The following is a 24966-nucleotide window of genomic DNA, read 5'->3' as shown; positions in this document are numbered from 1 at the left end:
ATCAGAACGAATAGAGCAAAAAACGCCCTATGTTAAAGGACGTTTTTATTACTGCTTCGTAAAAACCATCTCCAATGAAAAATTATGACCTCAATATAAAGGTTATAGCAAATAAATATTTTTTTTCTTTAGAAAACAAATGCCTTAGTTACAATTGCATATTTTTCTTTTTTCCTGTAATATGGCGTTACTAAATTGGGTTTAGAATAATGTTTTATATTATAAAATGTGTCGTCTGTTATAATTTTAACTCTTTCTGATCTTCTTAATTTCTCAGGAAATAATTTCTCATAATTAATAAAAGGGTAAGTATCTTTATAAGGCAAAATCCATCGATGGTTTTCTGTTGGATATACTTTCTCTGCAAAAGACTGAAACCATTTGCCACCTAACCAATATATGCCAATTAATGCATATTTACTTTTATTTGCTTGCTGGCTTTCAAAAATAGGAAGTTCCTCATGATACTTTATACTTATATACTCAACAGTATCTTTATCGTATTTGCCCTTGAGTAATTTTATGATTTTATAAGTAGTGTACGATTCTGTTCCAATCCTAAAATTATTACTTTTGGTGACGTCAGGATAACAATTGTCATCTTTATCAATTTCGCAATCTTTGCGGCTTGATTGATAAAGCTTATAGCTTCTTTTTATTTCTAAGTGTCTAGTTTTAATCCTTTCACCTATAAAAAAAATCTGATCATATTTCTCATACTTTTGTGAGTACAAATATGTATATTGAAAAATAAAAATAAAAACAAATGATTTCATATTCATTACTGCTTTGTAAAAGTCATCTCTAACGGAAAACTATACCCACCATGAATAATTTTCGGTATTTTGCTTGGCATAATGCTGTACTGCCCCATCTTACCATTAAACTTTATCTGAGTAGGTGATAATTTTTCAAGCTTTACTTCGTAATCTTTGTTCTTAGGTATATCCGTAAAAAAAACAGTATGTACATTATCAGAATTATTACAGTATATCTGAAAATTGACTGTAATTCCAAAATCTTTTTGTAAGTTATCATTAGACGTATCTATTAGTGTCACCCCATTTTCTTTGTATATGTAATAACCAACCAACCTATCCTCATAATAATTATCATTACCTGTATCATTGTAATTGTGCTTAGTCTGCTTTATCAAAACCAAAGTCATTTCCCGATTACCTTCAGTCCATTTCCAGGTACCTATAAAGGGTTGGTACACATTGCTTATGTCTTTTAGATATACACTTCCGTTTGTATAATTATGATTGTTGTCATTACATTCATTAACAATATCGATGATGGTTGATTGTGCTTTGCAACTTAAAGCTGATATGAAAATGATGAGTATAAGTATGTTTTTCATTTTTGTTAAAATTTTAATTAAAAGTACAATTTTCTTTATTGATGATGCCATCAGCATCGCAGGATAGTTTTCCCCAATTATTGCCGTCTTTCCTGTAAATATGTATGCCGTTGCCACCGCCCATCTCTGGGCTATTAAGTACGTCAATCAGCAATTCTTCTGCCCTAATTTGAGTATAGGGATTCTCATCTTCTCCATACCTTTTAAATAATTTTTTCATTTTTTCTTTTGCCACTTTTTCCTGTTCAGTATTATCCAAATCAAGCCCTGCAAAAAGTGTATTCAAAAACGATGGATCATTGAATTTTATAGCATACGTGGTACCATTTTCACTGGTCACATAAGAAACATATATTGGTTTCCTTGATGCAACAAGATACTGATAACCTTGATAATAAGCTACAATATCGCCAAAAGAAAACATGGGCAGATAATCTTTCACGTGATTGTGCATTTGTGCAATATCATAAGGTGAAAGATCAAGTTTCACAGACATTGTACCGCTAAAACCTATATCTACCGGTGTTGCACTTACTTTATAGCTTATGTTTTTGGTTTTCTTTACAGTGATGCTTGTTTCGTGTTTATCGTTATATGTCGTTACTCTGTTTTTAAGACTATCCAATTTTCCTTGAAATACAGGATCTGCAGAATTATCTCTTAATACCTCGCATGGTGTTCTATTATCCTGATTAGGATCATTCGGCTGTGTTGGCGCTCCCGGGCTACACCCATTAGAATCGATGATGCCAACCTGGCCGGGGCCACTGGCAACACTCGTACAAGGATCGTGGCCATTGCCTCCTGCACCTCCTCCGGGTCCCGAGCCTCCATCTACTGGTGCTATATGCTCAGGTAATTCCCCCATATTGCAACCTCCTGTTATTACGGTGTATACACTTGGCTTTACATCGGCCTTACATAGATACCATTCACTCACATTAGATTGATTGTGCATTGATACACCATTGACTACATGACTACAACCCTGCCAAATGGTTTCCTCAGTCCAATTGCAGGTCATCTTTGCCAACTGTCCGCCACTATTGAAACTTCCTTTTGCAAGCTCCGTAATAGTTGTTTTTCCTTCCGTATTCACAGGCTCTCCGTTTCTTACTTTCTCTCTTTCCTGCAACGTAAGGTTGTAAGTCACCAAAAACTCTTTGTAGCTTCCGTCGGTTTCAGGTATCAGCAAAAGGTTTTCCAGCGGTGCGGTTTCGGGAGCGTTTGCTCTTTTAATATTAAAGGTGTACGTGTGAAAATTGGCTCCGTTTTCTATGTAGATCACATTATCGGTGTCTATGGAAACTCCGTTGGCATAATTCACAATTTTGCCTTGTGCATTGTTTTTGGCAAAAGCTTTAAACTTAGCTTCAGCGTTCTCAATTTCAGGGAAAAGCTGTGCTTTGTGTTTAGATTCGTTAAGGGAAACTCTTTTAGAAGTGAGCTGAAATGCGCTACTGTTGTTGTACGTTTCCTTTTCCGGAAGAAGATCCTGTCGGCAGGAGTTGAAAGACAGTACGACGACTATTAGGCAGAGCCTGAGAAATAATTTGTTTTTCATAAAGTGTGTTAATTTTTAGTTGTTAAATATATAAATAATTCACCATACAAAAGTGAAAATTATTTTTTGTGAGGCAAAACCTGTTTTTGCATAAAGCTACCCGATATTCGGGTAAACCATTGTAAGAGAATTTATTTTTATATTTGTTTGAAAATAAAATGACATGACCAACAACGTTGCAGAAAAAATAAAAAGACTGAGAAAATCTAAAGGCTTTTCTCAGGAAGATATGGCAGATAAACTACATATTTCCCAATCTGCTTATGCAAGAATAGAAACAGGGGAGAGTCATTCTTGGGCAGCTCATATTGAAAAGCTCAGCGAAATTTTTGAAGTAAAGCCCGAAGATTTTTTAATTGATGAAACAAATAACTTTAGCAGTTTAGATCAATTAGGTGGTTTTGCTTTTCAAAATGTTGGAACTATAACTACGATAAATTCATTCTTATCTGAAAAACTTGTAGAACAGTACGAAGAGCGCATCAAAGAATTAAAAGAACAGGTAGAGTACTGGAAAAACAAGTCTGAGGGTAACAACTAGCTTTCCCTGTTTCCGGAAAGCTTCTCACACCCTCGCAACATACTTTCCGGAAGCAGGGAAAGATTATTGCACCCCTGCAACAAGCTTTCCGGTAATCGGGAAACCCTGTTGCAACCCTGCGATAAAGTTTCCGGTAAATGATACGAAACAAAACATTTTAAAAATATGAACGCAATTGAATTAAAATTACTTCGTAATGCAGAATATTTGCAATACGTAAAAGACTACTTAGGAATAATCAATCTGAATACTCCGGAACAGTTAGGGATTGAAGCAAAACTTGCAGTTCTGACAACTAAAACAACAGAGCTGGAAGCGCTCTACAAAAAAGCATTGGCTAGTGAAAAAACACAGGAACTTCTAACATTGGATGAAAGAAGAGATAATGCCATCAACGGGATTTATTATTTCCTTCTTGGCTATAGCTACCATTACGATGCAGATCTGCAACAGAAGGCACAGTCACTTCTTGCCAATATGGCACTCTATGGTAGCGGTATTGCCCGCCTCAATTATCAGGCAGAAACCGCCACGCTCAACAACCTTCTCCGTGATTGGGAAAACAAACCAGAGCTTATAGATGCCATCAGCTCATTCAATATTTTTGCATGGGTCAATGAAATGAAGGTTGCCAATGAAGAATTTAATAACAAATATCTTTCTCGTACTCAGGAATATGGTGACGCCAATCCGGAAACCATTAAAACAAAAAGAGAAGAAACCAATACTGCCTATTATGCGTTGCGAGACAGGATTGATGCGCTTCACTTATTGATAGAAACTCCGCCATCACCTTACGCTACGGTAATCAATCAGCTGAATGCATTGACCGATCAGTACAACAATCTGCTTATCAACAGAACTGATAATTCCTCGTTGGAAACTCCTGAAACTCCTGATAAATCCTAAACAGTTGAAGCCACCGGATATGGTGGTTTTTTTATGCTAAATATCCCGCTTTTTGAGATGCTATATTTGCTGTTATTACTTTTTTGCTATCATTATTTTTATATTTTTCATCCATCTTATAGCTTCATTCATAGGCTCTTCGGATTTTGAGAACGCCGTATTATGCCCTAATTCCGGAAATAATCTATACTCATAGCGTTTGCCTTTGGACTTTAAGGTGTTGAGGTGTTCAATGGATAGATTCACGGGTACTTGAATATCTTTTCCTCCAAAAATCCATAGTCCAGGAATTGATAATTTGGAAAGAACATCTTGAGGATCAGTATCTGTAAATTCGTATTTGTCCGGGTCGGTCATGGTGTGTTTGCGGGCATCTTCTTCTGTATGCGTATCCCAAAATTTTGAGTTTCCGTTGGTGTAAAACTGAAACCTAAGTTGCTCTTTCACCGTTATCAATGCACCACTGAAAATCGCCATAAATTTGACTTTCTTATTCTTCTCTGCAGTCAACGGAATGATCCATCCAGCCTGGCTTGCACCGGTTAAGCCTATTGGGATTTGCTTGTTTGATAAATAGTTGGAGAAGACCTCCACTGCAGCACTCGCATCCATAGATAGAAGATTAAGATTGGCGGCGTCCACATTATTGGTTCCTACTTCCGGTCCGGCATAGATACCGCCAGATTCTCCGACACCACGTTTGTCGTAAGTTAAAACAGCAATCCCATTTTTAGCCAGTAGTGTTGCAAACTTTGTCATCCTTTTTTCTTGTCCGGATCCGTGAATAAGTACAACAGCTGCAGAAATATGATCAGGCTTATAAATAGTTCCTGCAAGCGAGTCTCCTTCGCTTAGAAATTTTATATTTTTGGTGGTAAAGTCTGGCGGAACTGCCATCACGTGAGTAGCAGTGACCAAAAGAAATAATACCAAAAGAAGATTTCTGCAAAATTGTTTTCTACTTACGATCTTTTTACAAACAGTCGGTTTATTTATAGTTTTCATTTTCATTTTTGGTTTAGTCGGTCTCTATTAGTAATGAAGTCTTGGGGTGGTGTTAGCTGTTTTTTTCTATTATTAATCAGTCAAATATAACGATTTTCCCACTCCAAAAATCTTTACTAGTCAATCTTCTTACCTCAATTTCTATCCTTTTAGACTGAATAGTTTAGATTTAAAAAATTGAATAATTTAAAAACATTTAAAACAATATTATTTAAAAACGTAAACCCGAAACCGCAGGACACTATTTGAATAGCTTTCTTCTACATTAGCTGAAAATCAAATACAATGAGCCAGTCAAAATACACCCGCAGAGATTTTTTGCAAACTTCAGCTTTAGGAATTGCAGCAGTATTCTTCAGTTCATCATTTAGCCGTGCATTTGATTTTTCAGACAAGCCTTATTTTAATTTAAAACCCATCGGAAGATCATTAGAACTGGATGGCTACTATATCTGGTGTTCATCTCCGATTTGGGGCGAAGACGGTAAAGTGCATCTTTTCTACTCCCGCTGGAAAAAAGAAAAAGGAATGGGCGGCTGGCTCAACGGTTCTGAGATCTGCCGTGCAGAAGCCAACTCGCCTTTTGAAGAATTTCAGCACAAGCAGATTGTTCTTGCTCCTAGAGGCGGCGAGTTTTGGGATGCAACAACGTGTCACAATCCATTAATTAAAAAAGTAGATGATCAGTATTATCTGTTCTTTATGGGGACTTCCAACGGAAAGACGAATACTAAAAGGATAGGATTAGCAACTTCAAAAAGTTTGGATGGAGATTGGACAAGACCTGAACGACCATTGCTTCTTCCCGGAGAAAAAGGTGCGTGGGACGATCATTGTACCACCAATCCAGCATTTGTAAAAGGAAACGACGGAAAATACTGGCTCTTCTACAAATCCTGGAACACCGAAGAATATGAAACTCAAAAAGGAGCTGTGCGAGGAAACCGAAAATATGGATTGGCAAAAGCAGATTATCCAGCCGGACCTTACACAAAAGTCTCTGAAAATCCGGTGATTGATTTTTCTTCTTTGCCCAACAATGCTCAGTTAGAAGATGCGTTTATCTGGAAACAAAATGGAAAATTTCACATGGTTGCCCGGGATATGGGATTTTTCAACCATGAATACGGTTTGCATTTAACAACAAAAGACGGCGTCAAATGGAAAAAACCCGAAATTGCCTATCTCAATATGCAGCATTACATCAAAGAAACAGCTCCGCCGAAACATCTAAAAAGATTTGGGAGGTTGGAAAGACCGATGATTTTGATGAGTAAAGACGGGAAAAGACCTCAGTTTTTATTCGGAGCCACGCAGGGCGGGAAGTTTGAGACCTCTACAACGTTTGTGTTTGAGATTTTGAAGGGCTAAAATTAATTAGGTGCGTTAAAACCTTGTCAAAGTTCAAAACTTTGACAAGGTTGGTTTCACAGCAAATTCTCATTAAAGTAAATTCTGAATCTTTTCCTGCTAGCGAACATCGTTGAGTGGAAAGCTCTTGTCAATCGAATAATATTTTCAATTAATTAACAAGCTTTTTCGAGCATAGCGTTTGAAAACGGTTTAAAAGAAACGATCTTGATGACAAAGAATGACTTCCACATCTAAAAATCTGATTTCTAAACTCTGCTTCCTCATTTAATTTTAATATTTTTGAGCTTTAATAAGTATTTAAGCACATGGATTTTGAAGATTTTATCATTTCACCCAGAAATTTCAGGACAGAAAACTGGCAAATCGGAAATAAAATTACCAAGGATATAAAAGAAGACAGCATTGTTTTGCTTTTTGTTTCTGATTACAGAGGTGCAAATGGCGATGCAGAAGTGCAGGATTTTACAGCGGTTAGAAAAGAATTTTATAAGCTTTCACAGCTTGATTTTGAAATTCCGATTGTGGATCTGGGAGATTTAGTTTCAGGGAAATCGGTGCAGGATTCTCATTACATTTTGCAGGAAGTTTTGTCGGCTTGCCATTCTAAAAGAGCCATTCCGGTGATTATTGGCGGCTCAAATGACTTTGCTTTTTCTTTGTTTTCAGGATTAAATTACCATCAGCAAAATATTAATTATACTCAAATCAGCAATATTATTTCGCTAAAACAAGGTGAAACGATTGATGAGCATACTTTTTTAAGCAAAATTTTAGGTTCAAAAAATTTCTCAATTAAAAATTATCATCATTTAGGCTATCAAAAACATCTGAACGAGCAGGATTCTGTGAAGCTCATCAAAGAAGTTGAGTTCGACATTATTCGCCTTGCTGAAATGATGAATTCTACGGAAAAAACCGAACCGTTTTTCAGAAAAGCAGATTTGGTAACGGTAAATTGTGATGCGATTGAAAGTTTCAGTGATGCTTTTTCGATGAATCCACAAGTAAATGGTTTAAATAGAAGAGAAATTTGTGCCTATATGAAAGAAATCGGACTTAGTGAAAATCTAAAGTCTGTAGGAATATTTAACTATAATATTTATTCTGAAAATCAATTGAATCATCAGCTTTTGGCGCAAATGATCTGGTATCTGATTGAAGGAATCAATATCCAGCAGTCGCACCCGAAAGAAAGACAATACGAAATGTTTTATGTTTTGATCGAGGACAGACAATATGCTTTCAAGCGCGATACGTTCAGTAATCTTTGGTATTTCGGAGATGATGAAAATATTGAAAACTGTATTCCGTGTTCGAGGAAAGATTTCGATGAAGCAAAAAAAGGCTGGCTGAGCGCAAGATTTACAAAAAGCTAAACGATGACAAACGTTCCCTCTTTAATTTCTATCATCGTTCCGGTTTATAATGTCGAAAATTATTTGGCTAAATGTCTTGATTCTTTGATGAATCAAACCTATCAGAATATTGAAGTTTTGGTAGTAAATGACGGAAGTAAAGATTCTTCTGAAAGAATAATCCAAGATTACGCTCAAAGATTTCCCGAAAAAATTAAGGCTTTTAATAAAGAAAACGGAGGTTTAAGTGACGCCAGAAATTTTGGGATAGATCATGCAACCGGAGATTATATGGGATTTGTTGACAGTGATGATTACGTGACGGAAACGATGTTTGAAGAAATGCTGAATTTAGCATTAAAACATCAGGCTGAAATGGTAATTTGCAACATTCAAAAAGTGGATGAGCATGGAAATGTGACTCAAAAGCTGACGCAGGTTCCCAATATGCCGGAGAAGATTGATTTGGAAAGTAACTTTTCTGTCTTTTCTGATCTAAGCTATTTTGCCTGTAATAAATTGTTTAAAAAAGAACTTTTTAAAAATAAAAGGTTTAAAAAAGGAGTTCACTATGAAGATATTCAGTTGATTCCGCAGCTTTTATTGGCGTGTACAACATTGGCGCAAACACAGAATTTTCATTATCAATATCTGGAACGTACCGATTCCATATCAAAAACGCATACAGAAAAAGGTTTGGATATTTTGAAGGCAGTAAAAGATGTGGAAGTTTTTTTTCAAAAATCTCAGTATTGTACCAAAGTAAAAGAGCTGAAGGATTTCCAGATTTTGGAAGGCGTTTACACCTTTTTGGCGTATTTGGCATTTGTGAAAGATGAAGATGTTTTCTATAAAATGTCGCATCAATTAGAGGTTTTCATACAAGAACGGAATATTAATTTTAAAGATATATTGAATTACAGTCGTTTTGATACGAATTATCTTTTATCTTTGCCCCTGAAAAAAAAGATATTTTATCTGCTTTTTTTTGCAGGACAAAAAAAACTGATAAGAAAATTAATGTAAACACAAGTGATAAGAAATTTGTCAGAATAACAAATGACTGACAAATATTTCACTAAGACTTTTCGGTCAACTAAGCCCGAAAGGTACTTAATAGAAAAAAAATGAAGAATTTTGAATTGCTCTTATATAGCTCTGGAATTTCTATTTTTTATGTAAAAATAGGTCTGGGCTTTCTATTCTCTTTTTTAATCACATTTTTCTCAATTCCCACCATCATTAAAATTTCCAGAAGAAAAAATCTGATGGATGAACCAGGCGTGAGAAGCTCACACCTTAGAAAAATCCCCAATCTTGGCGGAATTGCCATGTTTTATTCAATCGGTATCTGTACTTCGGTTTTTGCTTATGAGCTTTTTGATTTATATAAATTTCTCTTTGCCTCGCTCGTTGTTCTGCTTTATGTAGGCGTGATGGATGATATTGTGGTGATGAGAGCATACAAAAAGTTAGTAGCTCAGATTGTTGTTTCTGCATTTATCGTCATAGGTTCTGATATAAGAATCAGAAATCTTTTCGGGATCTGCGGAATTTATCAAATTAATTACCTGATAAGTGTAATTGTTACCATTGTTACTTTTGTTATATTGATCAATGCTTTCAACTTAATTGATGGAATTGACGGTTTGGCTGGCGGTTACTCAGTAATATGCTGTGCTCTTTTTGGCATTAGCTATTATCGTTTAGGGGAATATAACTATCCTTTAGTTGTACTTTCTGTGGTTATTATTGGCTCGGTGCTGGCGTTTCTATATTACAATTTGTCAAATTACCGGGCAACCAAAATATTCATGGGAGACACGGGATCTATGCTTTTAGGATTTTTACTGGCATTTACCTGTATTTGTTTTATTGATATTTTTATAGATAAAAAACTTCCGAATATCCCGCGGTATCATCTAAAATCAGCTCCGGTAATTGCTGTTGCCATCTTGATTTTACCCATTGTTGATACCCTTAACGTTATTTTAGTCAGGCTTTGGAATAAAAAATCTCCTTTCGAGGCAGACAAAAATCATATTCACCATAAACTATTAAAGCTTGATTTAACGCACAGAAGATCCAGCTTTTATATTATAACGTATTATCTTTTTATTGTTGCAGTAGCTTATTTTATGAGACACAGTAATGTGAATCTTCTGCTGATTTTAGTTTTAGCATTGGGTTTCCTGGGAGCTTATCTTCCGGATGTCTTTTATTTGATGAGAAATAACAATAATTTAAAAAAATAATAATTAAATTTCTATTTTTGCAAACTACATTTAATTATGATGAAAATCTTTAAGTATATTTTATTTTTAATTCTACCGTTCCTTTTATCATCTTGCATCACTTCAAAAGATGTGAAATATTTGCAGCCAAGCGAAAGTCTGGTGATTAATGAAGAAGGTCTGATTCCTTACAACATTCCCGTGTATAGAATTACTAAAAATGATATGTTGACTCTTGATATTGTTACGACTCCTAAGGGAGATGCCGCTCAGTTTTATTCAACGTTAAATGCCTCAGGGTCTAATGGAGGAGTTAATGTAGGAGTAGCTGGTGGAACTGGAACTGGTGGTAATGCTTTGATTTACATGAAAGGTTTGCGGGTTGATTCAAAAGGTGATATTAATGTTTTTGGAATAGGCTACATTAAAGCAGAAGGCAGAACAATAGAAGAAATAAGTCAGGAGATTCAGGAGAAGGTCAATGAAAATTTTCAAGATGGAAAATCTGAAGTAAGACTTAATACGGATGGTATTACCTATTATGTTTTAGGAGATATTGAAACGACAGGGATTACCGGAGAAAAAAAGGTTTATAAAAATACGTTGACTTTATCAGAGGCAATATCTATCAATGGTGGCTTAAACAGAACAATAGATCGTAAGAATATTGTAGTTTACAGAAAGCTGCCGGAAGGTATCAAAAAAGCAAAAATTGATCTTACTAGAGAAGATGTAATGAATTCTCCATATTATTATGTGCAAAATGGTGACGAAATATTCCTTACCACCCAGAGAAGAGCACTTAATGGTTTCGGAAAAGATCCTATACAAACTATTATTAGTGGAGTTTCTGTGATTACTACTGCATTATCAATTTATCTACTTCTTAAAAACCTTTAATTATGATTCCAGGAAAAGATGCTACTGTAGATAAAAATACAGCTCAGAAAGAAAAATTTGGATCATTTATGCTTTTTGATGTTGAACATTTTTTAAGAAGACTTCTGAAAAATTGGTATTGGTTTGTTTTTATGCTTTTGTTAGGCTATGGCTTTTCATGGTTTTATGGGAAGTATTATGCACAAAGTATTTATGCATCAAACTTATCTCTGAGTATATCAAGCAATACTGCAAGTTATTTTACACCCAGCCAATCAATTAATTTTATTTGGGGACAAAATGGAAATCAGGATGGAGTATATCTTAAAAAGATGCTTTTATCAAGATCTCACAACGAGTTTTTGGTGAAGGAACTCAATTACTTTGTCAATTATCAGACAAAAGGCCTCATTAAGTCAACTTATTTGGATAAAGATGATTCACCAGTATTTCTAGAGGTTGACAGAAAACACCTTCAGCAAGTTAATTATCCGATTACGTTCATTCCGAAAGGTAATGGTTCCTATGAAGTAGTTTTGCCTGAGGAAGGTGAATCTACCAATCTATATTCTTATGATTTTGAAGGGTTTCAGAGTATTAATGCTTTTGAAAGACCTGCCAATAAGACAATAAAGGTCAACGAGTGGTACACTTCTCCAAACTTAAGATTTAGATTATTGCCAAATCCTGTGGCTCCTAAAATCAAATTAGAAAATGTTATTGTTAATTTAACTACGGTAAATGATGCTGTAAACGGGATTATTGGTACTATAGGGGTTGATTTTGATAAAGAGATTAATACCATTATGATTATCACCAAAACAGGTTTTAATCTTAATAGTACCGTTAATTTCTTGAATAAATCTGTTTTAGAGCTGCAGAAGAAAAGATTTAATGATAAAATAAAAGTAGATAAAAATACAGAACTTTATCTTAAAGAAAGTTTAGGCAGCATACGAAAGAAGTTAGATTCCAGTGGTGCTGTTCTCAATTACTTGAAAGTTACAGAAAAACTATACGATATTTCGAATCGTGACGAAAAGTCGCTTACGAGAATCAAAGAGCTTGAAGCAAAAAAAGCTGAAATTCTTAGCAAAATGTCTTCTTTGAGTAATATCAGAAATTCTGTAGAAACTCAAAATTTTGATAAAATGATCAGCTCTTCAGCCGCAGGCTTTGATGACGGATTGTTTACTGCCTCTGTATCTGAGTTGAAAGCTTTATATCTTAAGAAAAGAGAATTATCTACTATTTATACTCCGAATTCTGAACCCATTAAAGAAGTTAACAGGCTTATAAGTGAAGCAAAACAGAATTCTTCAGGTTCATTAAGAAATGTTTATAATGTATACACCGAACAACTAAGCAAGATAGATCAGCAAGTTGGTGAAGCAAATTCTGACCTGTCAACTTATCCTGAAAAGCAAAGAAAATATTTGGATGCTGAAAGGGGGTACAACATGATTGAAGCTACCTATAACAGCTTGTTGAGCAGACAAAACGAGAGCCAGATGAGATTGGCAACCAATCAATCTGATATTACGGTTATTGACCCGGCAAAGAATCTGGGACAAGGCCCAATCGGACCGAATGTGAAAGGTACTAAAATGGCAATCATCGGAGGCTTATTAGCTTTGCCGTTTGTACTAATTCTGATAGGCGGACTCTTAGACAGCAAAATAAGAAACATCAAAGAATTACTAAGCGCAACAAAAATCCCACTACTGGGTGTTATTGGGAATAATAACAGTGAAAATATGTTGACCGTTTTAGAATCTCCAAAATCATCTGTTTCTGAGGCTTTTAGAGGTATTAGAGCAAATATGAGATTCTTATCCAATGAAGATGGTAAAAGTAAAGTTATCTTGATAACTTCTTCTGTAGGAGGTGAAGGAAAAACCTATGTTTCTATCAACTTAGCTTCTGTGTTAGGATTAAGTGATAAAAAAACGATCTTATTAGGGATGGATCTAAGAAAGCCTAAAATTTTCGGAGATTTTAATATCGATAATAAAAATGGTATTTCAAATTACCTTACAGGTGAAGTCACGATTGAGCAAATCATTAATAAAACCAAAATTCCTAATTTAGATGTTGCTACATCGGGGCCTATTCCGCCAAACCCATCGGAGCTTTTGATGAGTGCAAAAAACCTTCAGCTTATTGAGGAGCTTAAAACAAGATATGATTTTATCATTATCGACTCTCCACCAGTAGGATTGGTTGCAGACTCTTATGATTTGATGAAGCATTCTGATGCCAATTTATACGTAGTGCGTCATGAGTATACAGAAAAGTATATGTTGAAAATGATTACAGAAAAATATCACAATGATGAGATTAAGAATCTAGGATTCGTGTATAATGATTACGTGGTGAAACAGGGTTATGGTTACGGCTATGGTTACGGTTATGGCTACGGTTACGGTTATGGCTATTTTGATGAAGACAAAAATTACAAAGAGCCGATGCTTATAAAAATACGAAACATAGTTAAAGCAATTTTTACTAAAAATAAATAATATCAAGCCCTCAATAAATGGGGGTTTGCTGTTATCTGAGAAAACAGGATCTGTTAAAAAAAGAATAATTTTGCTTGTTTGTCGTTTACTTTATAACAAATTATGTTTTTTTGTTTATTTTTAACGAAACATTAAGGTTATCATTAATATAAAAATGTTTTATATTTGCAAAAATTAATTTTTAAAATAACCATAAATCCATATTCTTCTATGAATAAAAAATTATTGTTTAGCTTCCTTACCCTCTTAGGCACAATGGTAAGTATAAAGGCACAAAGAAATGAATTGGGAATTCGTCTTGGGATGAGTAATTTAGTAGGTGATATAGGAAAAACCAATTATATTCTGCAACAACCATTGGATTTGGACAGGGTTTCAGACTGGGGAGTTCCTTTTTATGGTGGTTTGTTATATAGATTTAATTTTAACCCTCACCAGACTGTGAGAGTAGATTTAGGTTACAATCAGGTACAGTTTAGCGATAAAGCTGCTAAAGAAGAGTATAGAAGAAATAGAAATTCATTTGGTAAGAACAATGTGTATGAAGCAAGCGTTGTATTCGAATACAATTTCTTCCCGGTGAACAATGAGCAGTTAAGCATGTTGAGTCCTTATATTTTTGCCGGTGTTGGAGGTTTGATGTTTGACGCTCCAAAAGCAACATTAAATCATGACTATAGAAGAAATGCTGATGGGGTAGCACAGGCGCCGGTTGATGAACTAGATTTCGTTACAACTACAGAATATACAATGGGAAGAAAAACTGTTGCTCATATCCCTTTCGGAGTTGGTTTAAAATATAAATTCAATCATGGCTGGGCAGTATTTGCAGAAGCTACATTCAGATATACTTTGACAGATCAGTTAGATCACAGCAGAATATTATCTAAAGATTTGATTTCAAATTATAATGCTGATATCATAAACCCTTCTACTGGCGGATCGCTTTTGCAGACAGGGGATTATTTTGCAGTTTCAAAAGAGAGAGAAGCTGCTTTCTTAAATAAAAGAACGGTGGGTGATCCTGAGTCAAAAGACTGGATGAATACCTTTAGTTTAGGATTGACCTATTCTTTCGGAAGACCACCATGTTATTGTGATTAATTAATTATGTCGTTGATTAAAGATAAAATAGATTCCGAGAATTTACCGCAGCACGTAGCCATCATTATGGATGGCAATGGAAGATGGGCAAAATCTCGAGGTGAAGAAAGAACGTTTGGTCACAAAAATGCCATTAATGCAGTAAGAAATGCTATTAATGCATGTAATGAAATCAACATACCCTATCTCACACTCTACACATTTTCCTCAGAAAACTGGAAGCGTCCTACTGATGAAGTAAATACGCTGATGTCTCTGCTTACAGAAACCTTGCTTTTGGAAGCCGAAGAAATCTTCAGTAAAGGTTTGCGTATGCACGTAATCGGGAATCTGGAAAAATTACCGACTTTGGTAAAAGAACAGCTTTTAAAAGTTGTTGATTTAACTAAAGAAAACACGAAAGGCAATTTGGTTTTGGCGATAAGCTACGGCTCGCAAAACGAAATCCTTAATGCCGTTAAAAACATCAGCTCCGACGTAAAAGAAGGTAAAGTTGATATTGAAAATATTGATGAAAAATTATTTGAAAACTATCTTTATACCAAAGATTTTCCACCTGTAGATTTGTTGATCAGAACCAGTGGCGAAATAAGGATAAGCAACTTTCTACTTTGGCAGATTGCCTACGCAGAATTGCAGTTTCTAAATGTTTTGTGGCCGGATTTCACAAAAGATATCTTTTTCCAATGTATTGTAGATTATCAAAACAAGGAAAGACGATATGGCCTTACGGGCGAACAAATACAAATCCAGTAAATTAAGAAAAGAAAGATTACGATAAAATGAAGTTTAGACTATTACCCATCATTATGTTTGCTGCTTCTGCACATTTTTATGGACAGGTGACGCCACAAGACAGCACAAAGGTAAACACTACCTCTGTTCTTGCGGAAAATCAAACAGGAACTTACACTCTGAAAGACATTGTTGTTGATGGGGTAAAAAAATATACACCTGCACAAATCTTGAGATTTACAGGTCTTACCAAAGGTGAAGAAGTTGATATTCCGGGGCAGAAAATCAGCAACGGTATCAAGAAGCTTTGGGATTCTCAATCTTTCTCTGAGGTAGAAGTTTATATAGAGAGTATTGAAGGAAAAACTGTCGTTTTGAAGTTCTATCTTCAGGATTTAAAAGACCTGGGTGAAGTGAAATTCACTGGGAAAGGAATTGGTAAATCTAAAAACGAAAAATTAGCCAAAGATAATAATCTGAAGCCAGGTACAAAGATTACTCAGAATCTTATCTCCAGCCTTAAAACAAATATCCCCAAGGATTATGTGAAAAAAGGTTTTGCAGATGCTAAAATCAGCATCGAAGATAAGGTAAATGCTGGTGATCCTAATTTGGTTGACTGGACGATTAATGTAGATAAGGGCAGAAGAGTGAAAATCAGCCATATCGAGTTTGAAGGTAACGAAAGCGTTACTGATGCTAAATTAAGAAAGAAAGCATTCAAAGAAACTAAACAAAAAAGATTTGGTATTGGTGGTATTTTAAAATCTTCAAAATTTATCGAAGAAAAATATCAGGAAGACAAGCAGAGTTTAATCAATTATTATAACTCTTTAGGATACAGAGATGCACAAATTGTTTCTGATTCTGTTTGGAGAAATAAGAAAAATAACTACGAAATCAACGTCAAACTGAGCGAAGGTAAAAAATATTACATCGGTGATATTACTTTTACCGGAAATACAGTTTACGCAACAGAATATCTTCAGAGAATCTTAGGATATAAAAAAGGAGATATCTATGATGCAGTAGGATTCAACAAAAAAGTTGGGGAAGACGGAGGTAAAGAAGACGATTCTGATATCAAATCGATATACATGAATAACGGTTACCTTTTCTCGAATGTTACACCGGTAGAAAAATCTGTTTCAGGAGATAATATCAACCTCGAAATCAGAATCAATGAAGGAGAGCAGGCAACTTGGAACAGAGTAACTTGGGAAGGAAATACAACAACCCATGATCATGTTATTTTGAGAGCTTTAAGAACGAAGCCAGGAGAATTGTTCAAGAAAACTGAGATCAAAAGAACTTATTTTGATTTAGCGGGAATGTCTTTCTTCGATCCACAGCAGATTGGGCAGGAGATTAATCCTAACCAACAAGATAATACCGTTGATATCAATTGGAAATTAGTTGAAAAAGGTTCTTCTCAGGTTCAGTTGCAGGCAGGTTACGGTGGTAACAGCTTTATCGGAACTTTAGGATTGACGTTCAACAACTTCTCTCTTAGAAACTTTTTGAAATTTAAAGACTTCAGACCGGTTCCTCAGGGTGACGGACAGACTTTATCTATTCAGGCGCAAGCTGGTCAGTACTTCCAGAACTACGGTATTTCATTTGTTGAACCATGGTTATTTGGAACAAAACCAACTGCACTTTCTGTAAGTTTAAACAACTCAAGAGTAAATTACAGTCAGGTAAGCGGTCCGGATCAGAGATTAAATATTTTCTCGGCAACGGTAGGTTTAAACAGATTATTGAAATGGCCGGATGATTATTTCTCATTATACACTGGTATTCAGTTTCAAAAATATAACTTCAGCAACTATCCATTTGAGTTTGGGGATACTACAGAATTGTACGGTAATGCCAATAACTTAAGTTTAAATATTGGTTTAAGCAGGAACTCTGCCGGTATCGATCCTATTTTCCCGACAACAGGTTCTAATATCGAATTGTCAGGTAAGTTTACTCCGCCATATTCATTGTTTAGCAACAAAGATTACTCTACAATGTCTCCTACAGACAAATATAAGTGGATGGAATTCTATAAAATCAAATTCAAGGCAGATGTTTACAACGAAGTTGCAGGTAAATTGGTTTTAAGATCTTCTGCTGAAATGGGATTCATGGATGGGTATAACAAGCAATTGGGAGCTCCGCCATTTGAAAGATTCTATGTCGGTGGTACAGGACTTTTCGGAGGTAGATTTGACGGTAGAGAATTAATTCCTTTGAGAGGTTATGAGAATGCTTCTACTTACGGAGGAACCGTTGATGATATTACTCAGAAAGGTGGAGGTACTATTTACAACAGATTTACGTTAGAATTAAGATATCCGATTTCAATGAGCCAGACAGCCAAAATTTATGCATTGACATTTGCGGAAGGTGGTAACGTTTGGAACTCTTGGAGCAATTATAATCCTTTCCAGCTAAAAAGATCTGTTGGGGTAGGGGTAAGAGTTTACATGGGAGCATTTGGATTGATCGGATTTGACTTCGCTTACGGTTTTGATAAAACTATTTTAGGTACAGAACCTTCAGGAACGAAGACCCACTTCCTAATGAACCAATCTTTATAATAAAAATGAAGAATTTTAAAATACTTTTCACATCTTTAGCGCTTTTGCTTTTCGGCTTCAGCAATGCTCAGAAAGTTGGAGTTGTTGACACCAATTATATTTTGAATATGATGCCGCAATACAAAGAGGCAGAAGCAAGATTAAATTCACAAATTGATACTTGGGAGCAAGAACTTCAAAGTATGCAGGCTGAGTACGACAAGAAAAAATCAGCCTTTGAAAACGAAAAAGTTTTATTGATAGGTGATCAGTTGAAGCTTAGAGAAAAGGAAGTAGCAGATTTAGATAAAAACATCAAAACGACTACAAGTTTAAGATTCGGAAAGACAGGAGAGATTCATCAGTTAAGAGCAAATTTAGTAGAACCATTCCAGGATCAAATCTTTACAGCCATCAGAACGATGGTACAAAAGAATGGTTTGGGCATAGTTCTTGATAAAAGTAACGACATTAATGTGATTTCTCTTGAAAAAAGATATGACTATACAGACAAAGTATTAGATATTTTATTAAAAGGAACAACAGATAAAGAAAAAAAATCAAGTAAAAAAAAGTAAAATTAGTTCCTCAGAATTAACTTTTGCTTAAATTTAAAATCTAAAAACAAAATTAATTATTTATTACCCCGTTATGAAAAAATTAAGTGTATTATTTGCAGCAGCGATGATGGTTGTATCTGTAGGTATGGCAAAAGCCCAAAAATTGGCTACGTTAGATGTCGCAGGTATTCTTAATGCTATGCCAGAAAAGAAAAAAGCTGATGCAGATTTAACAGCTTTTGTAAATGCTAAACAAGCTGAAATAAAGAAAAAAGGAGAAGCGGCACAAACTAAGTATGCCCTTTACACTAAAGAAGCTCCTACTAAAACTGAAGCTGAAAATAAAGCAAGAGGTGAGGAAATGCAAAAGCTTCAGGAAGAGATGGCTCAGATGGAAGATAAGATGAGAAAAGATGCTACTGCTAAGCAGGATGCCCTTTTCGAGCCTATCGAGAAAAAATTGATGGAAGTTGTAAACAAAGTTGCTAAAGCAAACGGTTACGATTATATCATGGATGCAAACTCTACTGGTCTTGTTTACAAGAATGGTCCTGATGCAACTGCAGCTGTTAAAAAAGAATTAGGTCAGCCTTAATAGAGATATTAACAAAGATTTATAAAAACTACCACTTCTATTAGAGGTGGTTTTTTTATTTTTGCGCTATGGAAAAAGAAGTATCAACTACGGTAAAAATAAGATTCAGCGATTGTGATCCTATCGGGCATCTGAATAATGTGAAATATTTAGATTATATGTTCAACGCCAGAGAAGATCATGTAGAAGAATTTTATGGTTTCACTTATGAAGAATACACAAAAAAAACAGGTTGTACCTGGATTGCTATTCAAAACGAAATTGCATATTTACGGGAAGTGAGATACAATACCCAAGTTGTCATCAGCAGCAAAACCATAGAAATACAAGACAGAACGGCAAAGGTGGAGATTTTAATGAAAAGTCTCGATGAAAAAACCGTTCATGCGGTTCTTTGGGTCACTGTTATTTATTTTAATATCAAAACAAGAAAATCAGAAGTTCACCCTGAAGACATAAAAGATATTTTCCATAAATTCTTTGTAAATTTAGAACAGAAAGATTTCCAGCCAAGAGTTAAATTTTTAAGATCGCAAAACGCAAAAAATTCATAATAATGAAAAAAATAGTAGTGATAGGCAGCAATGGGCAATTAGGAAATTGTATCAGGAAAATTGCTCCCAATTTTGAATTAGATTATGAATTCGTTTTTACAGATTCAAAAACTTTAGATATAACTAATGAAGAACAAATCAATGATTTCTTTTCAGCACAAAAACCTGAATTCTGCATTAATGCTTCAGCATATACCGCAGTAGATCTTGCCGAGCAGGAAAAAGAAAAAGCATTTGCAGTGAATGCTTATGGAGTAGAAAATTTGGCAAAAGCTTGTTCTGAGCATCAAACTGTTTTTATTCATGTTTCTACAGACTATGTTTTTGATGGCGAAACCAACTTAGATTATTCAGAAGATGATTTTACAAATCCTATCGGAGTATATGGTGAGTCTAAAAGAGTTGGTGAAGAACTCGCTTTAGAAGCAAATCCTCAAACCATTATTTTAAGAACGTCTTGGTTGTACTCAGAGTTTAACAAGAATTTTGTCAAAACAATGCTGAATTTATTCTCACAAAAAGACGAATTAGGAATCGTGGGTGATCAGTTTGGGCAACCTACCAACGCAAACGATTTGGCAGAAGCAATCTTTGAAATCATAGAAAACCCGAAAAAAACTTTTGGAATTTTTCATTTCTCAAATTATCCTGAAACCACATGGTTTGAATTTGCTAAAAAAATCGCAGACTTTTCAAAATCATCTGTGAAATTAAATTCTTTAACCACTGAGCAATACCCAACTCCGGCAAAAAGACCAAAGAGAAGTACGATGTGCTTAGATAAAATTGAAGAAATTTATAAAATAGAACCCAAGCATTGGGAAAATAGCCTGGAAGATTGCGTAGAAATTCTTTCTAAATAATTTTAATATTAAATCGTCATATGTTGTTTTATTTTGAAACCAATATGAATATGGGCGATAGTATGTTCTTTAAAAACAATAGATATCTCATATGAAAAATCTTATCATTGCTTTATTGGTTTTCTTTGTTCAAATAATCAATGCGCAAAACGTGTTCTTGACTAAAGTCGAAAAAACGAATGAGAATCAGGATAAATTTCTATACCATACTATAGAAACCAGCAACGCAGAATATTTGGGTGAAATCGAAGTTCAGGGATTCTCAAATGACGATGCTGCTGTATTTTCTCAGATCTATAAGAAAGCAAAAGAAGTTGGAGCCAACTCTTACACTGTAAAACCATTCGAAAATGTCGATGGTAATTTCCAGAAATTTAATGCTTCAAATTATAGATTTAAGCTCTATTATATTTCTTCCGAAAAATTGCCACAGGAACAAGGTGATCTATATCTGTTTGCATCCTCATCAAAAGATCAAAAGATAAGCATCAATAGAAAAGACTACAATATTTCTCCACGTACTTATTTAAAGATTCCCCTAGTTTCTGGTGAAGTATACACCATTTCAACAAAGAAACTTTTGGGTTCTACAATAAAAATTCAGAAAGGTGCAAAAAGTGCAGATCAATATTATCAGATTTCTTCAGCACGATTAGCAAACAGTTCCCAAAACGACGGAACTCTTCATCTAAAATCTGGTGACATCGTTGGATTGGAAAAATCCTTCGCAGAATTTCTTACGGTCATTTATCAGGAAGTAAAGTAATACTAATTTAAAAAATCTTAAAATATTGCCTCAGAGAATTTCTGGGGCTTTTCTTTTACATGAAACTGTTTTCATTTTTAACACTTCCCTTATATTGCATTTTATTAGCGGCTTTTTCCCGCTCTCCACTCGTGCTCCTCGCTCCAATGTTTTTCCTGGCGCTTGCTGCGGGGTAACCTTTTCTATGGGGGCTAGGGTGGAGGTCATTATATTAATATTTGTCAGAGTAAATAACCTGCATTTAAAAAATGAATGCCTGAGTTCGCTCAGTAGCGCCACATTCATAGCCTGACTCGTTGACATGAAAGATTTAACTCCGAGGAGCCACTGTTTATACTATATATAGATAGTCTAAAGTTTGAGATCCTTTAGGAGCGGTCTATTTGTAGATATTATTACCAAGATTAAAATTTTGAGCTCCTGCGGAGCTCACTGTTCATAGATAGTCGGATAGTATAAATTTTGAGCTCCATGGGAGCGTCCTGTTTGTAGTGTAATTTACAGTAAAGAAGATGAGCTCCGTAGGAGCGGCACATCATATTGCTAATTCTTCACCCGCTCCCTGCCACTCTGTGCTTCTCCAATCCTCCTTTTTGAATGCTCCTCGTTCTAGTCTTTCCTAACATTCACGCTCACAGTCATTCATGCCACCTTTCAAAACCTTTCAAAAGCTCCAACAAACAAACTCTCTAACTTCTCCCGACACAAACCCCCGTCCTCCATCCTCCAACCTCCAGTTTCATAAAAATTTTTCTCTCATGTTTTCAGCTATTTAGCATCAAATATGAATAAAATATGAATTTTATGTTAAATAGATTTGGAAGTAGGGGTATAAACGTACTACTTTTGCCCCACTGAAAACGAGAGTATATCAGTAGCGCAGGAGCGCCTCCGGGCGGATAATTTAAGTTACTTTAATAGGATGTAGATCAAGAAACATTCATTAAAATTTTTAGCGATAAAAATTTGTGAGTTTAGAAAAGATTTGTATCTTTGCAATCCCAATACGGGGAGCGCAGGAGTAGCGGATTAAGGGTTTGAGAAAAGAGTTTAGGGTTACTTAAAAAACTTTAAAATTTCTTCAAAAAACATTTGGTCAATTAGAAATAAGTTATTACTTTTGCACACGCAAATACGGCAACGCCCAACGACAGAAAAGGGTAGCTGAGGAAGCGGAAGAAGAGAGATCATTGAAAAATAGATATAACAACCAAGTAAGGAAAAACTAAAGCGTCAAAACTTTGAGTGAGTCAGACAAACATACAATGGAGAGTTTGATCCTGGCTCAGGATGAACGCTAGCGGGAGGCCTAACACATGCAAGCCGAGCGGTAGAAGATCTTCGGATCTTTGAGAGCGGCGCACGGGTGCGGAACACGTGTGCAACCTACCTTTATCAGGGGGATAGCCTTTCGAAAGGAAGATTAATACCCCATAATATAAGAAACGGCATCGTTTTTTATTGAAAACTCCGGTGGATAGAGATGGGCACGCGCAAGATTAGATAGTTGGTGAGGTAACGGCTCACCAAGTCAATGATCTTTAGGGGGCCTGAGAGGGTGATCCCCCACACTGGTACTGAGACACGGACCAGACTCCTACGGGAGGCAGCAGTGAGGAATATTGGACAATGGGTGAGAGCCTGATCCAGCCATCCCGCGTGAAGGACGACGGCCCTATGGGTTGTAAACTTCTTTTATACTGGGATAAACCTACTTACGTGTAAGTAGCTGAAGGTACAGTATGAATAAGCACCGGCTAACTCCGTGCCAGCAGCCGCGGTAATACGGAGGGTGCAAGCGTTATCCGGATTTATTGGGTTTAAAGGGTCCGTAGGCGGACTCGTAAGTCAGTGGTGAAATCTCATAGCTTAACTATGAAACTGCCATTGATACTGCGGGTCTTGAGTAAGGTAGAGGTAGCTGGAATAAGTAGTGTAGCGGTGAAATGCATAGATATTACTTAGAACACCAATTGCGAAGGCAGGTTACCATGTCTTAACTGACGCTGATGGACGAAAGCGTGGGGAGCGAACAGGATTAGATACCCTGGTAGTCCACGCCGTAAACGATGCTAACTCGTTTTTGGGTCTTCGGATTCAGAGACTAAGCGAAAGTGATAAGTTAGCCACCTGGGGAGTACGAACGCAAGTTTGAAACTCAAAGGAATTGACGGGGGCCCGCACAAGCGGTGGATTATGTGGTTTAATTCGATGATACGCGAGGAACCTTACCAAGGCTTAAATGGGAATTGATCGGTTTAGAAATAGACCTTCCTTCGGGCAATTTTCAAGGTGCTGCATGGTTGTCGTCAGCTCGTGCCGTGAGGTGTTAGGTTAAGTCCTGCAACGAGCGCAACCCCTGTCACTAGTTGCTAACATTCAGTTGAGGACTCTAGTGAGACTGCCTACGCAAGTAGAGAGGAAGGTGGGGATGACGTCAAATCATCACGGCCCTTACGCCTTGGGCCACACACGTAATACAATGGCCGGTACAGAGGGCAGCTACACAGCGATGTGATGCAAATCTCGAAAGCCGGTCTCAGTTCGGATTGGAGTCTGCAACTCGACTCTATGAAGCTGGAATCGCTAGTAATCGCGCATCAGCCATGGCGCGGTGAATACGTTCCCGGGCCTTGTACACACCGCCCGTCAAGCCATGGAAGTCTGGGGTACCTGAAGTCGGTGACCGTAACAGGAGCTGCCTAGGGTAAAACAGGTAACTAGGGCTAAGTCGTAACAAGGTAGCCGTACCGGAAGGTGCGGCTGGAACATCTCATTTTAGAGCGTCTTTCGACGTTAAACAAATAAAGGTACTTTACTGTACCATGTACTTGCTTAAAAGAAAACGTTTTAGTTTTTTACTCGGTTGCTTATATTATAAAAATACAAAACCCACTAGAAATTAGTATCAGGGAAAGAGAGATTTTAGTTACAGAAGTTAGAGGTTAGATCATTAGAAGTTAGTATTAAAGCTAACAACTAAAAACCGACAACCGACAACTAAAAACATGAAGTCTCGTAGCTCAGCTGGTTAGAGCGCTACACTGATAATGTAGAGGTCGGCAGTTCGAGCCTGCCCGAGACTACTAATTTTGAGTACAGGAGTTTGAGAGTATAAGAGATAATGAGTTAACGCTCAAACCCTCCAACACAATCACTCGCCAACTCAACTAGAGGGGAATTAGCTCAGCTGGCTAGAGCGCCTGCCTTGCACGCAGGAGGTCAAGGGTTCGACTCCCTTATTCTCCACAATTACTGAAAAGTAATGAAAAGATTACAGAGATGTAACAAGAATAGAAGTTATTTAAAAAAGAAAACAAAGGATTTTAGCCGATAGGGGCTAGAGCATCCCGATTCATCGGGAAGGTCAAGGGTTCGACTCCCTTATTCTCCACAGTTTTGCGAGTTTGATTTAAAAGTAAGATGAATAGAGCCAAAACAAATATTCATTTATCAGACAAGCAGAAAGACATAAG

General features: G+C 36.1%; 20 protein-coding genes, 3 tRNA genes and 1 rRNA gene. 20 read left to right on the top strand and 4 right to left on the bottom strand.

The genetic code is table 11. From position 1 onward, the window contains the following. Nucleotides 1-128: 128 nt before the first annotated feature. Genes LNP04_RS09440 through LNP04_RS09430 form a run of 3 tightly spaced genes read right to left on the bottom strand, consistent with a single transcriptional unit; the run spans nucleotide 129 to nucleotide 2927 of the window. Nucleotides 129-776, bottom strand: a complete 648-nt coding sequence (locus LNP04_RS09440) for a hypothetical protein (RefSeq protein ID WP_229986230.1) — start codon at nucleotides 774-776, stop codon at nucleotides 129-131. Nucleotides 777-781: 5 nt separating this feature from the next. After that, the gene (locus LNP04_RS09435; protein ID WP_229986229.1) at nucleotides 782-1363 is read right to left on the bottom strand and encodes a DUF6705 family protein; all 582 of its coding nucleotides are present in this window, start codon (nucleotides 1361-1363) and stop codon (nucleotides 782-784) included. A 13-nt stretch (nucleotides 1364-1376) separates the two neighbouring features. Continuing rightward, nucleotides 1377-2927, bottom strand: a complete 1551-nt coding sequence (locus LNP04_RS09430; RefSeq protein ID WP_229986228.1) for a hypothetical protein — start codon at nucleotides 2925-2927, stop codon at nucleotides 1377-1379. 163 nt (nucleotides 2928-3090) lie between these two features. On the opposite strand from LNP04_RS09430, the gene LNP04_RS09425 reads away from it, so the two are divergent. Then, nucleotides 3091-3468, top strand: a complete 378-nt coding sequence (locus LNP04_RS09425) for a helix-turn-helix domain-containing protein (RefSeq protein ID WP_229986227.1) — start codon at nucleotides 3091-3093, stop codon at nucleotides 3466-3468. Nucleotides 3469-3633: 165 nt separating this feature from the next. Then, a complete protein-coding gene (locus LNP04_RS09420) occupies nucleotides 3634-4377 on the top strand; it encodes a DUF6261 family protein (protein ID WP_229986226.1) in 744 nt (247 codons plus the stop codon). A 75-nt stretch (nucleotides 4378-4452) separates the two neighbouring features. Here LNP04_RS09420 and LNP04_RS09415 read toward each other — a convergent pair whose 3' ends face one another. Then, nucleotides 4453-5388 (bottom strand): S9 family peptidase, encoded by a 936-nt coding sequence (locus tag LNP04_RS09415; RefSeq protein WP_229986225.1) that lies wholly within the window; start codon nucleotides 5386-5388, stop codon nucleotides 4453-4455. Between the two features lie 279 nt (nucleotides 5389-5667). On the opposite strand from LNP04_RS09415, the gene LNP04_RS09410 reads away from it, so the two are divergent. The 18 genes from LNP04_RS09410 to LNP04_RS09325 all read left to right on the top strand — a co-directional run bounded on the left by LNP04_RS09410 (nucleotide 5668) and on the right by LNP04_RS09325 (nucleotide 24884). Next, the gene (locus tag LNP04_RS09410) at nucleotides 5668-6753 is read left to right on the top strand and encodes a glycoside hydrolase family protein (protein WP_229986224.1); all 1086 of its coding nucleotides are present in this window, start codon (nucleotides 5668-5670) and stop codon (nucleotides 6751-6753) included. Nucleotides 6754-7061: 308 nt separating this feature from the next. Further along, entirely contained in the window at nucleotides 7062-8132 is a 1071-nt protein-coding gene (locus tag LNP04_RS09405) for a formimidoylglutamase (protein WP_229986223.1), read from the top strand. A 3-nt stretch (nucleotides 8133-8135) separates the two neighbouring features. Beyond that, nucleotides 8136-9137 (top strand): glycosyltransferase family 2 protein, encoded by a 1002-nt coding sequence (locus LNP04_RS09400; protein WP_229986222.1) that lies wholly within the window; start codon nucleotides 8136-8138, stop codon nucleotides 9135-9137. A 101-nt stretch (nucleotides 9138-9238) separates the two neighbouring features. Further along, nucleotides 9239-10366 (top strand): glycosyltransferase family 4 protein, encoded by a 1128-nt coding sequence (locus LNP04_RS09395; protein ID WP_229986221.1) that lies wholly within the window; start codon nucleotides 9239-9241, stop codon nucleotides 10364-10366. A gap of 36 nt (nucleotides 10367-10402) precedes the next feature. Continuing rightward, complete coding sequence (locus tag LNP04_RS09390) at nucleotides 10403-11245, top strand: polysaccharide biosynthesis/export family protein (RefSeq protein ID WP_229986220.1); 843 nt, start codon at nucleotides 10403-10405, stop codon at nucleotides 11243-11245. A gap of 2 nt (nucleotides 11246-11247) precedes the next feature. Further along, nucleotides 11248-13746: an exopolysaccharide transport family protein gene (locus LNP04_RS09385; RefSeq protein ID WP_229986219.1), complete on the top strand. Its 2499-nt coding sequence runs from the start codon at nucleotides 11248-11250 to the stop codon at nucleotides 13744-13746. 210 nt (nucleotides 13747-13956) lie between these two features. After that, nucleotides 13957-14850: a DUF6089 family protein gene (locus tag LNP04_RS09380; RefSeq protein ID WP_229986218.1), complete on the top strand. Its 894-nt coding sequence runs from the start codon at nucleotides 13957-13959 to the stop codon at nucleotides 14848-14850. A 6-nt stretch (nucleotides 14851-14856) separates the two neighbouring features. Then, the gene (locus LNP04_RS09375) at nucleotides 14857-15606 is read left to right on the top strand and encodes an isoprenyl transferase (protein ID WP_229986217.1); all 750 of its coding nucleotides are present in this window, start codon (nucleotides 14857-14859) and stop codon (nucleotides 15604-15606) included. A 26-nt stretch (nucleotides 15607-15632) separates the two neighbouring features. Next, complete coding sequence (gene bamA, locus LNP04_RS09370) at nucleotides 15633-18173, top strand: outer membrane protein assembly factor BamA (RefSeq protein WP_229986216.1); 2541 nt, start codon at nucleotides 15633-15635, stop codon at nucleotides 18171-18173. A 5-nt stretch (nucleotides 18174-18178) separates the two neighbouring features. Further along, nucleotides 18179-18730 (top strand): OmpH family outer membrane protein, encoded by a 552-nt coding sequence (locus tag LNP04_RS09365; protein WP_229986215.1) that lies wholly within the window; start codon nucleotides 18179-18181, stop codon nucleotides 18728-18730. Between the two features lie 73 nt (nucleotides 18731-18803). Continuing rightward, nucleotides 18804-19307: an OmpH family outer membrane protein gene (locus LNP04_RS09360; RefSeq protein WP_229986214.1), complete on the top strand. Its 504-nt coding sequence runs from the start codon at nucleotides 18804-18806 to the stop codon at nucleotides 19305-19307. A 68-nt stretch (nucleotides 19308-19375) separates the two neighbouring features. Then, nucleotides 19376-19861: a thioesterase family protein gene (locus tag LNP04_RS09355; RefSeq protein ID WP_229986213.1), complete on the top strand. Its 486-nt coding sequence runs from the start codon at nucleotides 19376-19378 to the stop codon at nucleotides 19859-19861. 2 nt (nucleotides 19862-19863) lie between these two features. Beyond that, the gene (gene rfbD, locus LNP04_RS09350; RefSeq protein WP_229986212.1) at nucleotides 19864-20724 is read left to right on the top strand and encodes a dTDP-4-dehydrorhamnose reductase; all 861 of its coding nucleotides are present in this window, start codon (nucleotides 19864-19866) and stop codon (nucleotides 20722-20724) included. A gap of 91 nt (nucleotides 20725-20815) precedes the next feature. Then, nucleotides 20816-21490, top strand: coding sequence for a hypothetical protein (locus LNP04_RS09345; protein WP_229986211.1), 675 nt, complete (start codon nucleotides 20816-20818; stop codon nucleotides 21488-21490). Nucleotides 21491-22752: 1262 nt separating this feature from the next. Then, nucleotides 22753-24269 (top strand): 16S ribosomal RNA (locus LNP04_RS09340). A 233-nt stretch (nucleotides 24270-24502) separates the two neighbouring features. After that, nucleotides 24503-24576 (top strand) — tRNA-Ile (locus LNP04_RS09335). An 89-nt stretch (nucleotides 24577-24665) separates the two neighbouring features. Further along, nucleotides 24666-24739 (top strand) — tRNA-Ala (locus LNP04_RS09330). Nucleotides 24740-24811: 72 nt separating this feature from the next. Next, nucleotides 24812-24884: transfer RNA gene (locus LNP04_RS09325), tRNA-OTHER, on the top strand. Nucleotides 24885-24966 lie beyond the last annotated feature (82 nt).

It is taken from the genome of Chryseobacterium sp. C-71 (assembly GCF_020911865.1).
Lineage (GTDB): Bacteria > Bacteroidota > Bacteroidia > Flavobacteriales > Weeksellaceae > Chryseobacterium.
Note: the sequence above shows the minus strand (reverse complement) of the source record. Positions and strands in the feature narration are given on the sequence as shown.